Annotated in this window: 10 protein-coding genes; 6 read left to right on the plus strand and 4 right to left on the minus strand. The window is 69.8% G+C overall.

What is annotated here, in order from left to right; all coding sequences use genetic code 11:
- From M3N57_08680 to glnA, 5 genes are all read left to right on the plus strand, one after another.
- Positions 1-1,452: a 2-oxo acid dehydrogenase subunit E2 gene (locus M3N57_08680; GenBank protein ID MDP9022755.1), complete on the plus strand. Its 1,452-nt coding sequence runs from the start codon at positions 1-3 to the stop codon at positions 1,450-1,452.
- Positions 1,452-2,198 (plus strand): lipoyl(octanoyl) transferase LipB, encoded by a 747-nt coding sequence (lipB, locus tag M3N57_08685; GenBank protein ID MDP9022756.1) that lies wholly within the window; start codon positions 1,452-1,454, stop codon positions 2,196-2,198. Before M3N57_08680 ends, lipB begins: the two co-directional genes overlap by 1 nt.
- The gene (lipA, locus tag M3N57_08690) at positions 2,195-3,289 is read left to right on the plus strand and encodes a lipoyl synthase (GenBank protein MDP9022757.1); all 1,095 of its coding nucleotides are present in this window, start codon (positions 2,195-2,197) and stop codon (positions 3,287-3,289) included. Before lipB ends, lipA begins: the two co-directional genes overlap by 4 nt.
- An 11-nt stretch (positions 3,290-3,300) precedes the next feature.
- Positions 3,301-4,272 carry a mechanosensitive ion channel family protein gene (locus M3N57_08695; protein ID MDP9022758.1) on the plus strand — a complete coding sequence of 324 codons (972 nt, stop codon included), beginning with the start codon at positions 3,301-3,303 and terminating at the stop codon, positions 4,270-4,272.
- Between the two features lie 138 nt (positions 4,273-4,410).
- Complete coding sequence (gene glnA / locus M3N57_08700) at positions 4,411-5,835, plus strand: type I glutamate--ammonia ligase (GenBank protein MDP9022759.1); 1,425 nt, start codon at positions 4,411-4,413, stop codon at positions 5,833-5,835.
- Between the two features lie 43 nt (positions 5,836-5,878).
- Here glnA and M3N57_08705 read toward each other — a convergent pair whose 3' ends face one another.
- The 4 genes from M3N57_08705 to M3N57_08720 form a co-directional block, all read right to left on the minus strand.
- A complete protein-coding gene (locus M3N57_08705; protein ID MDP9022760.1) occupies positions 5,879-6,295 on the minus strand; it encodes a response regulator transcription factor in 417 nt (138 codons plus the stop codon).
- Complete coding sequence (locus M3N57_08710) at positions 6,288-7,193, minus strand: alpha/beta hydrolase (GenBank protein MDP9022761.1); 906 nt, start codon at positions 7,191-7,193, stop codon at positions 6,288-6,290. The genes M3N57_08705 and M3N57_08710 overlap by 8 nt, the downstream gene beginning before the upstream one ends.
- Before the next feature lie 65 nt (positions 7,194-7,258).
- The gene (locus M3N57_08715; protein ID MDP9022762.1) at positions 7,259-10,318 is read right to left on the minus strand and encodes a bifunctional [glutamine synthetase] adenylyltransferase/[glutamine synthetase]-adenylyl-L-tyrosine phosphorylase; all 3,060 of its coding nucleotides are present in this window, start codon (positions 10,316-10,318) and stop codon (positions 7,259-7,261) included.
- Positions 10,319-10,320: 2 nt separating this feature from the next.
- Positions 10,321-11,667, minus strand: a complete 1,347-nt coding sequence (locus M3N57_08720; GenBank protein ID MDP9022763.1) for a glutamine synthetase family protein — start codon at positions 11,665-11,667, stop codon at positions 10,321-10,323.
- Positions 11,668-11,868: 201 nt separating this feature from the next.
- Here M3N57_08720 and M3N57_08725 point away from each other — a divergent pair, with 201 nt between their 5' ends.
- Positions 11,869-13,578, plus strand: a complete 1,710-nt coding sequence (locus tag M3N57_08725) for an NAD+ synthase (protein ID MDP9022764.1) — start codon at positions 11,869-11,871, stop codon at positions 13,576-13,578.
- The last annotated feature ends 128 nt before the right edge of the window (positions 13,579-13,706 follow it).

A 13,706-nucleotide genomic window follows, 5' to 3' on the forward strand; every position in this document is an offset into this window, starting at 1 on the left:
GTGGCCGAGGAAGTCAAGCTGCCGCAGCTGGGTGAGTCCGTCACCGAGGGGACGATCACGGCGTGGCTGGTCAACGAGGGCGAGGACGTCACCGAGGATCAGCCGCTGTTCGAGATCTCCACCGAAAAGGTCGACACGGAGGTGCCATCTCCCGCCAGCGGCGTGTTGAAGGAGATCCGCGCGCAGGTCGACGACACGATCGAGGTCGGCGACGTGGTCGCGATCATCGAGACCGAGGGTGAGGCTGCGGCCGAGGCGCCGGCTGCCGACGAGGCTGAAGCGGAGGCCGAGGCAGAGGCGCCTGCCGAGGAGGAGGCTCCCGAGCAGGAGGCTGCCCAGCAGCCGGCCGAGGAGCCACGCCGTGACGAGCAACCCGCTGCCCGGGAGGAACCGGCAGCAGAAGCGCAGGCCGAGCGCGCAGCGTCGGCCACCGAGGTCGCTGCGCCCGAACGTGAGGGCGAACCCAGCGGCGACGGGCAGGCCCGCGAAGAGCTGCTCTCGCCGATCGTGCGACGCCTGGTCGAGGAGCACGACATCGACGTGTCCCGCGTGGAGGGCACCGGGAAGGGGGGACGCATCACCCGTCAGGACGTCGAGCGGGTGATCCAGGAGGGCGCTGCCCGCCGTGCCGAGCCGGAGGCGCCACCCGAGGCGGAACGGGACGAGGAGCGCGAGCGCGAGCCACGCCGCCCCGCCGCTGGGGTCGAGCCGCGCCAGCCGCACGACGGCGTGCGGGGCCGGACGGAGAAGCTGTCGCGGGTCCGGGCTTCGATCGCTCGCAGCATGTTCCGAAGCATCCAGACCACCGCGCAGCTCACCGCGGCCCGCGAGGTGGATGTCAGCCGGGTCATGCAGGTGCGGGCCAAAGCCAAGGACGCGTTCCGCCAGCGCGAGGGCGTGCCTCTGTCGCCGTTGCCGTTCATCGCCCGGGCGGTGTGCATGGTCCTGCCACGCCACGAGTCGCTCAACGCATCGATCGACGTCGACGAGGGCGTTGCCAAGTACTACGAGACGATCAACCTCGGCGTCGCGGTGGACGCGCCGCAGGGTCTGATCGTCCCCAACATCAAGGACGCGCAGGACCTGACCGTGCCGGCCCTGGCCCGCGCGATCGCTGACGTCGCCGACCGGGTGCGCAACAAGAAACTCAACCCCGACGACGTCCAAGGCGGTACGTTCACGATCACCAACACCGGCTCGCGCGGCGTCCTGTTCGACACCCCCGTCCTCAACCCGCCCGAGAGCGGCATCCTGGCCACACCGGTGATCGAGAAGCGGCCGGTGGTCCGCAGCAACGAGCTCGGCGATGAGATCGCGATCCGCTGGATGACCTACCTGTGCCTCACCTACGACCACCGCATGGTGGACGGCGCCGACGCGGCCCGGTTCCTGGCGGACCTCGCCGAGATGATCGAGACCCACGACTGGTCGGCGGAGGTGAGCGCCTACTGATGGTGGGCTCACCGAGCGTCCAGCGGTCGGCGGGGGCGCTCCGCGAGGCTGGCTCCGGCGAGCCGGTCCTGTCCGTCGACGCCGGACTCGTGCCGTACGCGTCAGCCTGGGAGCTGCAACGGGCGCTGGTCGTGCGCCGCGCCGCCGGGCAGATCCCCGACGTCCTCGTGACGCTGCAACATCCGCCGGTGTACACAACCGGGAAGCGGGCCGACCACTCCCACGTGCTGTGGGACGCTGCCGAGCGCGCATCACGCGGCATCGAGCTGCACGCCGTCGACCGCGGTGGGGACGTCACCTACCACGGCCCGGGACAGCTGGTGGCCTACCCGATCGTGCGCCTCCAAGGTCTGCGCAACGTGGTGGCCTACGTCCGGGCGCTCGAGCAGGTGTGTGTGCGGACCGCCGCGGACTTCGGCGTGCAGGCCACGACGGTCCGTGGCCTGACCGGCGTGTGGGTCGGTCGCGACAAGCTGGCCGCGATCGGTGTGCGGGTGAGCAGCCGAGGCGTGACCAGCCATGGGTTGGCCTTCAACGTCACCACCGACCTCGACCACTTCCGAGGGATCGTCGCGTGCGGCCTGCCCGACCGGGGGGTCTGCTCGCTGGGCTCGCTGGGTGTCGACGCCGACGTGCGAACCGTGCGCCAGCGGATGCAGGACCGGTTCGCCGAGCTCTTCGGCTGCCGGATCACCGCGGCCGTCGTCGACGACCTCGTTGCTTCCCCGGCACCGACGGTCACGTGAGAACCCAGCCCGTCGTCCCTCCCGACGCGCGGCGTCTGCGACTGCTGGACGAGGACAGCCGCCGCCGTGCGGGCGTCGCCCGCCCCGCGTACGGCGGGGTCCGCGCGGGGCGGAAGCCACCGTGGCTGAAGACGACCCTGCGCCGCGGGGAGAACTTCCAGGAGCTGAAGCGGCTGATGGCCGGCCTGGATCTCAACACCGTGTGCGAGCAGGCCGGCTGCCCCAACATCTCCGAATGCTGGGAGGTGCGGGAGGCGACCTTCCTCATCGGTGGAGACAACTGCACCCGCCGCTGCGGGTTCTGTCAGATCCGGACCGGGAAGCCGGTCGCCTACGACCGTGACGAGCCGCGCCGCGTCGCGGAGGCGGTCGCGCATCTGGGACTGCGGTTCGCCGTCATCACCGGCGTGGCGCGAGATGATCTGCCGGACGGCGGTGCGTGGCTGTTCGCGGAGTGCATCCGCCAGGTCCGGGCCCGGCTGCCCGACTGTGGGGTCGAGGTGCTGCCGAGCGACTTCTCCATGGACCTGTCGGCGCTGCAGCAGGTCTGCGCCGAGGAGCCCGACGTGTTCGCCCACAACGTCGAGACCGTCGAGCGTCTCTACCCGGTCGTCCGCCCCGGTTTCCGCTACCGCGGATCGCTGCGTTTCCTGGACGAGGCACGCCGGCGGCTCCCGGACCGCTGCGCCACCAAGTCGAACATCATCGCCGGCATGGGAGAGACCGACGAGGAGATCGTCGCCGTGATGCGTGATCTGCGCGACGTCGGCGTGTCGCTGCTGACCATCGGGCAGTACCTGCAGCCCTCCCCCAACCACCTCCGCCTCGACCGGTACGTCACCCCGGCGGACTTCGCCGAGTTGCGGCGCATCGGCGAGGACGAACTCGGCTTCGACCACGTGGAAGCCGGCCCGATGGTGCGCTCCAGCTACCACGCCGGCCAGCAGGCGATCGACGCGGGGACGTGGGCGCCGACGGGCGACCAGCCGGGCGCAGCAGACAACCGAGCGACGGCCGTGCACATCAGCGCGGCGGGCGCGCGATCCGCCGAGACGCTCGACACCGACCCAGCGAGGCAACCCCCGTGCTGATGCGCCTCGTGGTGCGGTTTCAGACGGAGACCCCGACCGATCCCGCTCAGCAGGTCGTCGAACGCGTGAGCGACGTGGAGTGGTGGTTCGGGATCGTCAACAGCGCCACCCGGGCCGCGATCGTCCTGGTCGCTGCGTTCGTGCTCGCGCGACTCGCCAAGCGCGGGGTGCGCCGGTGGGTCAGCCGTGCCACCGTCCGCAGCCTGTCGCGCATGGACGAGACACGCCGGATGCGCGCCGAGCTGCGGGCGAAGACACTCGGCGACGTCATGGCGGACAGCACGCGGGTGGTGATCTGGACGCTGGCGGTGATCACGGCCCTGGGGCAGTTCGGCATCGCACTGGGACCGCTGATCGCCGGTGCGGGGATCGCCGGTGTCGCGCTGGGCTTCGGGGCACAGAGCCTGGTGAAGGATTTCTTCTCGGGGTTCTTCATCCTCCTCGAGGACCAGTACGGCGTCGGCGACGTGGTGCAGGTCGACCCGGATGTCAGCGGGCGCGTCGAGGACATCACCATGCGGGTGACCCGGTTGCGTTCCCTGGACGGGACGGTGTGGTTCGTGCCCAACGGCGAGGTCCGCTTCCTGGGGAACAGATCGAAGGAGTGGGCGCGCGCGCTGGTCGACTTCCAGGTGTCCTACGGATCCGACCTCGACGATGCCATGGAGGTCATCCGCGACGCCGCGGCGGAACTGCGCCAGAGCGAGGAGATCGGCCCCAAGATCCTCGAGGACGTCGAGATCCTCGGCGTGGAGATGCTGGGCGACTCAGGTGTGACCATCCGGACGTTCATCAAGACGCAACCGCTCGAGCAGTGGACGGTCAGCCGCCACTTCCGGCGCGAGGTCAAGCGCGGGTTCGACGCCCGCGGGATCGAGATCCCCTTCCCGCACCGCAAGTTGATCATCGCGGACGGTCGGATCCCTCGCCAGCGCCCCGACGGACCCGGCGCGGTCGTATCCTCCGAGAGCGGCGAGACGTAACGCCGACGAAACACCGTTGACACGGTCGGGAAACCGCACGCTCATACGGTGCGCCCCCGTCCACGTGCGACGAGACCCGCAAGCTGGCATGGTCGCGACAGCCATCATCACGACAGCCATCATCACAAGGAGCACACGTTGGCGAGCTCACCCGAAGAAGTCCTGAGGACCGTCACCGACGAGGGGTACGAGATCATCGATATCCGCTTCGTCGACCTACCCGGCACCGTGCAGCACTTCTCGGTCCCGGCGAGCGCGTTGACCGAAGCGGTGTTCACCGACGGACTGTACTTCGACGGCTCGTCGATCCGGGGATTCCAGGAGATCCAGGAATCCGACATGCTCCTCCTCCCGGATCCCGACACTGCGATGGACGACCCGTTCCGGGCCCGCAAGACGCTGGCGCTGACCTGTTTCGTCCACGATCCGGTGACCGGCGAGGCGTACACACGCGATCCCCGGAACATCTCGCGCAAGGCCGAGGCGTACCTGGCGTCCACCGGGATCGCCGACGAAGCCTACTTCGGTCCGGAGGCGGAGTTCTACATCTTCGACTCGATCCGCTTCGACCAGAACCAGCATTCGGCGTTCTACTTCATCGACTCGGACGAGGGGGCGTGGAACTCGGGCCGTGACGAGGACGGGGGGAACAAGGGTTACAAGCCGCGGTACAAGGAGGGCTACTTCCCGGTCCCGCCCATGGACCACTACCAGGATCTGCGCTCGGAGATGATCGTCAACCTGCAGCGCGCCGGCATCGAGGTGGAGGTCCAGCACCACGAGGTCGGGACCGGCGGACAGGCGGAGATCGACATCCGTTTCGACACGCTGCTGCGCATGGCTGACAAGGTCCTCAACTACAAGTACATCGTGAAGAACACCGCCTGGCAGTACGGCAAAACCGTGACCTTCATGCCCAAACCGATCTTCCAGGACAACGGTTCGGGCATGCACACCCACCAGTCGCTGTGGAAGAACGGGGAACCCCTCTTCTTCGACGAGGCCGGCTTCGCGCAGCTGTCGGACACGGCGCGCTGGTACATCGGCGGCATCCTCGAGCATGCCGCCGCCGTGCTGGCGTTCGCCGCGCCGACCACCAACAGCTACCGGCGCCTGGTGCCCGGCTACGAGGCGCCGGTGAACCTGGTCTACTCCAACCGGAACCGGTCCGCCGCCGTCCGCATCCCGGTGAGCGGGACCAGCCCCAGGGCCAAGCGGCTCGAGTTCCGCTGCCCGGACCCGTCCTGCAACCCGCACCTGGCGTTCGCGGCGATGCTGATGGCCGGCGTCGACGGGGTCCGCAACCGCATCGAGCCGATGGAGCCGGTCGACAAGAACATCTACGACCTGCCGCCGGAGGAGTTGGTGAACCTCCCGAGTGTCCCCGGGTCGCTCGACGAGGCGCTGGATGCCCTCGAGGGGAACGGCAAGTTCCTCCTGGAGGGTGGGGTGTTCACCGAGGACCTGATCGAGACGTGGGTCGCGTACAAGCGCGAGCACGAACTCGACGCGATCCGTCTGCGTCCACACCCGTGGGAGTTCAACCTGTACTTCGACGTGTGAGTCCGCCGCGGGCGGGGGGACCTTGCGGTTGAGCGGCGGCCGCTCAGCTCCGGACGTCCTGCATGATGCGGTTGATCTCCTGCGCGAGTCGACGGGGCAGGTCGCTCTTCTCCAAGGCGCCGTGCGCCCCGCCGGCGATCAGCTCGTCGATCCGCTCGTCGCGCTGGTAGCCGGTCAGCACGATCACGACCGAGCGTGGGGAGACCTCGCGGATCCTGGGAAGCGCGTCGGCACCGCTGAGCCGCGGCATGGTGAGATCGAGGAGCACCACGTCGGGGTGGTGCTCCTCGGCCAGTTCGATCGCCTCTTGCCCGTCGCTTGCCTCGGCGACCACCTCGAACCCCCCGGCCCGCTCCAAGAGCATGCGCACGACCAACCGGAGCTCGGGGGCGTCGTCGACGACCAGGACCGACATGGTGGACACGGGTGGGTCGCCACGGTCGGACACCGCCTCAGCCAACGACCGCGACCTCGGGCTGCGCGTCACGGGACGGTGCCGGCCCCGTGAGATCCAACACTGCCTGGGCGAAGGCGCGCGGGTGCTCCTCGTGCGGGAAGTGACCCACGCCAGGCACCACCACCAGGTCCGCCCCCAGCTGGTCGGCTGCGCGACGACCGACGCGGACGGGCATGACGGGGTCGTCTTCGCCCCACACCACGGCGGCCGGAACCCGTAGACGGTGGGGGCCGGTGGGGGCGGTCAAGCCGGGAACCCGGCGGCGCACCCTGGTCGTGACCGCGTCAGCCACCGCACGGCGCGGCAGGGTGCGGTAGTAGGACAACCACCCGCCCGGCGCGGCCTGGACCGCCTCGACGTACTCGTCGACGACCTCGTCGGGGAACGCCTCCCGCGTCCGGCTGGCGTACCGCAAGACCAACGGCACCAGTCGATCGGCCTGCAACCGGAACGCCAGCTCCGGGAGGACCGGCACGTTCAGCATCGGGATGTGCCAGGCGTGACGCAGCTCGACCTGGCGGTAGGGGCTGTTGGCGATCACCAGTGCCCGGACCCGTCCCGGGTGGCGGAACGCCGTCGCCAAGGCCACCGCCCCGCCCCAGTCGTGGCCCACGAGGATCGCCTTGCGCACGTGCAGCGCGCGGATCAGGCGGCTGATCTCGTCGGCGAGGGTCCGCGAGTCGTACCCGCGGCGGGGCGCGTCCGAGCGCCCGAAGCCCTTCAGGTCCGGGCACGCCACCCGGTACCCGGCGTCCACCAGGAGCGGCGCAACGCGGTGCCATGCCCGCCCCGTCTCCGGCCAGCCGTGCAGCAAGACGGCCAGGTCGGGACCGTGTCCCAGCGCCCGGACGAAGAACCGGGTGTCACCTCCGGCCACGTACCCCTCGCGCCAGCGGTCCACGGACCTCCCCGCTCGTCTCGACGCTGCGAGCCTACGAGCCACGCGTGGACGGCGCCGAGTCGACGTCAGGTCCGTCCGTAGAACCGTCGCTCGGTCACCCGACGGATGTGGCGGGTGTGGCGCAGGTAGTCGTCTTCGAGAACCTGTCGGGCGTTGCGCCCGTACCCCAGGCTCCGCGCGAGCCTCTCGAGGACGAGCGCAGCCGTCGGAAGGACGTCGACGTCGCGCTGGCGGAGCAGGTACAGGCGGTTGCGCACCGTCGCGAGGAACCGGTACCCCTCGCGCAGCCACTTGGCATCGGTCGAGTCGAGGATCCCCACATCCTGGAGCGCGTCGACGCCGGCCATGGTGGACGGGGTGCGCAACATCGGCTCGTGCGCGCCGTGCTGCTGTTGCAGCAGCTGCACCGTCCACTCCACGTCGCTCAGCCCACCGGCCCCCAACTTCAGGTGGCGCTTGGGGTCCACGCGGCGGGGGATCCGTTCCCGTTCGATGCGCGCCTTCATGCGCCGCACGGCGGTCGCCTCCGCCACCCCGAACACCTCCGGGTAGGCGTGTTGCTGGGCGATCGCAACGAAGCTGCGGCCCAGTTCCCTGTCGCCGGCCACGGGACGTGCCTTGAGCAGTGCCTGGCGCTCCCAGGGCTCGGCCCAACGCTCGTAGTAGGCCCGGCATGACGCCAACGAGCGCGACAGCGGTCCGCTGCGTCCCTCCGGACGCAACTCAGCATCCACGTCGAACGCGGTCCCCTCGGCGGTGACCGACGACAGGGCCGGCAGCAGACGTTCGGCGACCTCAACGGAGAAGACGCTCGCGCGCCGCTCGTCGCCGCCAGCGTCGCCGTCGCCGTGCGTGGGGTCATGCACCACCATCACGTCGAGGTCGGAGGGGTACTGCAGCTCGCGACCTCCGAGCTTGCCGAGTCCGATCACCGCGATGCGGGCCGGGTCGCCGTCGCCGGTGTGGTCGGTGTCGCGGACGGATTCGAGGACGGCCTGGAGCCCCGCTTCCAGGCACGCGTCGCCGAGGGCGGCCAGCTCCGCACCGACCGTGGTGATGCTGGCATCGCCAGCGAGATCGCGGATGACGATACGAGCCTGCTCACGACGTTTGAAGCGGCGCAGCGCCGCCTGACGCGCCGCCAGGTCCTCCTGCCAGCGCAGCATCCCCAGCGCCGTGCGGGTCAGCTCGTCGCGGAGGCGCCGCTGGTGCCGCGCGTCGGCGTTCGTCAGCCACTCCACGCCTTGCGGAACGGTCAGCAACAGCTCACCGACCACCTCACTGGTGCCCAGCAGCCGCGCCAGCAGGTCCGCGACCGGCGGCTGGTCCCGCAGCGCCGCGATCAACGCTGTGTCGTCACCGTGCGCATCCATCAGGGTGCGCAGAGCCCGCACCCCGGCGTCGGGGTCCGGACTCTCGGCCAGCGCGTGCAGCATCGCCGGCAGCGCCATACGCAACGTGGTCGCGCGTCGCGAGACCCCCGCGGTCAGCGCCCGCACGTCGCGCAACACCCCGCGCGCATCGCGGAAGCCCAGCGCCTCGAGCCTGCGGACGGCAGCGTCCTCTGACAACACGCCGGTGCGCTGTTCGACCAGCGCAGCATCACTGGCGGGTACAGCAGCGTGCATCTCCAACAGCGGGCGGTAGAAGAGCTTGGCGTGCAGGTCACGGACGTTGGTCTGCAACGATCGCAGCTCGTCCAGGAAGGCCGCCCGGGCGGGGCGGTCCGCGGTCGGCCGGTACCCCAGGCTGCGGGCTAGGCGCTCCTGGCGGTCGGGATCGTCGGGGATCGTGTGCGTGCGGCGCTCCTCGGCCAGCTGCAGACGGTGTTCCACCGTCCGCAGCCGCCGGTACGCGTTGGAGAACGTCTCGGCGTCGTCGGCCGCGATGTAGCCACGGTCGGCGAGCGCAGCGAGAGCAGGGAGCGTGCCGCGTTCCCGGATCGTGGGGTCGCCCCGTGCATGCACCAGCTGCAGCAGCTGCACGGCGAACTCGATATCGCGTAGGCCGCCGGGGGCGAGCTTCAGGTGACGTTGCCCGTGGCGGACGACCTCATCCTTGGCTTCGACGCGACCCTTCATGTCGCGGACCTCCGACACCGTGGACGGGTCGAGGTTCTCGGGGTAGACGAACGGTTCGGCAGCGTCGAGCAGCTGTTGACCCAGCGTCAGGTCCCCGGCGACCGGGCGCGCCTTGAGGATGGCCTGGAACTCCCACGTCTTCGCCCAACGCTCCCAGTAGGCGACGAAGCTGGGAACCGCCCGTGACAGCGCACCCTCGCGCCCCTCCGGGCGGAGCGTGGGGTCGACCTCGTAGGCGCGTCCCATGGTGGTGGAGGCGTTCAGCAGACGGAGCAGCGCTGTGAAGACCTGTTGGGCCTCCTCGCGGGCGGCCTGCGCGTCCTGGTTAGACGCGTCGGCACGGCGGGGTGCATGCACGAACACGACGTCGACGTCGGAGACGTAGTTGAGCTCCTCACCGCCGAGCTTGCCCATACCGATCACGCACAGACGCGCGCTCGGCCGCTCCCCGGCGAGCTCGTCGTGGAGGGCAGCGGTCGCCCCGGCGAGCACGCCGTCCGCCAACCGCGCCAGCTCTCGCCCGACCTGCTCGACGTCGAGCTCGCCGGTGAGGTCCCGGGCGGCGATCCCCGCGGTGGTGCGCCGGCGGATCCCGGCGACGGCGGCCGGCCGAGCGTCGCCATCGGTGGAGGTGATCGCGTCTTCGACCTGTTCGGCGATGCCGGTTGCGTCCACCGGTTGTGGCTCGCGCAGCTCCTCCACGGCGTCGGGGTGGCGGGCCAGCAGGTCACCCAGCGGACGCGACGCTCCGGCCACCGCGACGAGTCGTTGCAGCCACGCCGGGTCTGCGCGGACCCGGTCGTAGACCTGCGGCTGGTTCCGCCCGAGCTCGGCGACGACGTGCAGGGCGTCGGAAGGGGACGCCGCTTCGGAGATCACCTCCAGGAGCTCGTGCCCCTCGGCGGTCGGCCCGTCACCCGACCACAGGCCCAGTTCGACGAGTCGGTCACGGCCTCGGTCGGGGTCGAGCCCCACCGCGACCAAGGCGGCCGCCGGCGTCGCGGTCCGACCGCCGGGCCGGGTGCTGGCCGCACGCTCCGCCATGGTCACAGCATCGGCAGGTACCGCTGGAGCTCGTAGGGGGTGACGTGGCGGCTGTAGGCGTTCCACTCCGCCCGCTTGTTGCGCAAGAAGAAGTCGAAGACGTGCTCGCCCAGCGCCTCGGCGACGAGTTCCGAACGTTGCATCGTCTCGAGCGCCTCACCCAGGTCGGCGGGGAGCTGTTCGATCCCGGCCGCGGCTCGTTCCGCGTCGGTCATCTCGTAGATGTTGTCCTCCGCCTCGGGCGGCAGCTCGTAGTTCTCCTCGATGCCATGCAGGCCGGCGGCCAGTATCACCGAGAAGGCCAGGTACGGGTTGCACGCCGGGTCCGGGGCGCGGTACTCGATCCTGGTCGAGGCGCCTTTCTTGGGCTTGTAGATCGGGATCCTCACCAGCGCACTGCGGTTGTTGCGGCCCCAAGAGACGTGCACCGGCGCCTCCCCGGACGGGAACGGCCCAGGCAACCCCTGCGACAGCCGCTTGTAGGAGTTCGTCCACTGGTTGGTGACCGCGGTCAGCTCGCGGGCGTGAGCCAACACCCCGGCGGTGAACGCCTTGGCGACCTTCGACATGTGGTACTCGTCGGACGGGTCGTAGAAGGCGTTGCGGTCACCCTCGAAGAGCGACAGGTGCAGGTGCATACCGTTGCCCCACTCACCCTCCAAGGGCTTGGGCATGAAGGTGGCGTAGACACCGCGCCCCAACGCGGTCTCCTTGACCACGAGCCGGAACGTCATGATGTTGTCGGCCATGGTCAGCCCGTCGGCGTAGCGGAGATCGATCTCGTGCTGCGACGGGGCGACCTCATGGTGGCTGTACTCGACGCTGATCCCGACCTTCTCCAGCGTGTTGATCGTCTGACGACGGAAGTCCTGCTGGATGTCCAGCGGCGTCATGTCGAAGTACGTGCCGCTGTCCAACGGCGTGGGGTCGTTCGCGGACGGGAAGAGGAAGAACTCCATCTCCGGGTGCACGTAGAAGGTGAAGCCGAGGTCGGCGGCGCGCTGCAGGTTACGGCGCAAGACGTGGCGGGGGTCGGCGGCGAACGGCTCCCCCTCGGGGGTTGCGACGTCGCAGAACATCCGCGCGACGCCCTGCGATTCCGGCCGCCAAGGCAGCACCTGGAACGTGCTGGCATCAGGCACCGCGAGCATGTCCGACTCCTGCACCCGCACGAAGCCGTCGATGGCTGACCCATCGAACCCGATGCCTTCGGCGAACGCACCTTCCAGTTCCGCCGAGGTGATCGCAACGCTCTTCAAGAACCCCAGCACGTCGGTGAACCACAGCCGGATGGATCGGATGTCGCGCTCCTCGACCGTGCGCAGCACGTACTCCTCTTGCTTCTCCACGTGTCCTCCGGCGGCTGCTGCACCTCCATGGTAGTTGCCACTACCGGCGCGGTCGCCGCTGTTGGATGTCGAGCGGGTCCAGGTGGCGCGTGAACGTACGGACGGACGGTCTGAAGCGGGGCGGGCGGCTGTTGCATCGGGTCACGGACCGCCGGACGAGCGTGTCGCCGGCGTGGAACGGTGTGACATCCGGAGGTCGCAGTGCCGCTACGCACAGCCCTCGCACAGCTCAACCCCGTGGTCGGCGACATCGACGGCAACAGCGATCGTGTCCTCGAGGCGTGGGTGGCCGCTGCGGACGCCAGCGCGGACATCGTCGTGTTCCCCGAACTCGCGGTCACCGGGTACCCACCTGAGGATCTTCTGTTCAAACCGGAGTTCGTCGCGGCCAGCGAACGGGCTGTGCAACGGCTCGCCGCGGACGGGCCGCCGGGGACGGTCGCCGTGGTGGGTTACGTCCGCATCGGACCACCAGTGGAGGACACCGGCGATTGGGACGTCCGGGTCACCGCGCTCCGCGACCGACGCAACAGCGCCGCGGTGCTCGCCGACGGTGACATCGTCGGCGTGTACGACAAGGCCCGCCTGCCCAACCACGGCGTCTTCGACGAGGGCCGCTACTTCGTCGGCGACGATGATCCGCTGGTGATCAACGTCGCCGATGTGCCGGTCGGGATCACCATCTGCGAGGACCTGTGGACCGAGACGGGCCCGGTGGCCGATGCCGCCCGCGTCGGAGCGGCGGTGGTCGTCAACCTCAACGCGTCCCCTTACCAGCGGAGCAAGCGCACGGAGCGTGAACGCTGGGTCCGCCACCATGCGGTCCAGCACCGGATCGGGGTCGCCTACGTCAACTGCGTCGGCGGGCAGGACGAGCTCGTCTTCGACGGCGACTCCCTGGTGGTGGCGCCCGGCGGCGACGTGGTCGCCCGCGGCCACCAGTTCGACACGGACCTGGTGGTCGCGGACCTGACCGTCCGAACGGAACCTGTGGCTGGGCTTCCCTCACTCCCCGGACACCGCGGCGTACCCGCGGAGCTCCCCCCGCCCGATCCTCCGCCTCGCCTCGGCGACGTGGCCGAGGTCTGGCACGCGGTGGTGCTCGGGACGCGGGACTACTGCCGCAAGAACGGCTTCCGACGGGTGACCCTCGGCTTGTCCGGTGGGATCGACTCGTCGTTGACCGCCGCCGTGGCGGCGGAAGCTGTCGGCGCGGACAACGTCCTCGGCGTCCGGATGCCGTCGCCGTACTCATCCGAGGAGTCGCTGAGCGACGCCGCCGAGCTGGTGAAGAAACTCGGGATCCACGAGACGACCATCCCGATCGAGCCGGGGATGCGGGCCTTCGATGACATGCTCGGCGACCTGTTCGAAGGCACGGACCCCGACGAGACCGAGGAGAACATCCAGGCGCGTCTACGCGGGATGCTGCTGATGGCGATCTCGAACAAGTTCGGTCACCTCGTCCTCGCGACCGGGAACAAGAGCGAAGCGTCTGTGGGGTACGCCACGCTCTACGGCGACACGGTCGGAGGCTTCATGCCGCTCAAGGACTGCAACAAGCAGCTGGTGTACGCACTGGCCCACTACCGCAACGAGCGGGGGGCTGTGATCCCCGAGCGGATCCTGACCAAAGCACCGTCGGCGGAGCTCCGGGCCGATCAGACCGACGAGGACGCGCTCGGGCCCTACGAGGTGCTCGACGCGATCCTGCAGCGCTACATCGAGGACGATCGCGGCGTCGAGGCGATCATCAGCGAAGGGTTCGACGGACAGTACGTGCGGCGGGTGATCGGCATGGTCGACCGCGCCGAGTGGAAGCGCCGCCAGGCTCCCCCGGGGATCAAGATCTCACAGCGGGCGTTCGGGAAGGACCGGCGCGTGCCGATCACAAACGCCTGGCGCAGCTGACCGCGGCCAACCGGGCAGAGATCACCCCTCGGCTGCCTGGAAGCGCTCCAGCTGTGTGGGCGCGTGGCGGGCGAGGACGGCTTGTGCCCGGATCGCTTCCTTGGCCGCGTCGGTGTGCACACCGACGC

This window comes from Actinomycetota bacterium, assembly GCA_030776725.1.
Lineage (GTDB): Bacteria > Actinomycetota > Nitriliruptoria > Nitriliruptorales > JAHWKO01 > JAHWKW01.

Bases quoted from the DNA above. Each gene is read 5' to 3' on its own strand.
- lipB (MDP9022756.1), top strand. From the start codon at position 1,452: ATGGTGGGCTCACCGAGCGTCCAGCGGTCGGCGGGGGCGCTCCGCGAG.
- M3N57_08715 (MDP9022762.1), bottom strand. From the start codon at position 10,318: ATGGCGGAGCGTGCGGCCAGCACCCGGCCCGGCGGTCGGACCGCGACG.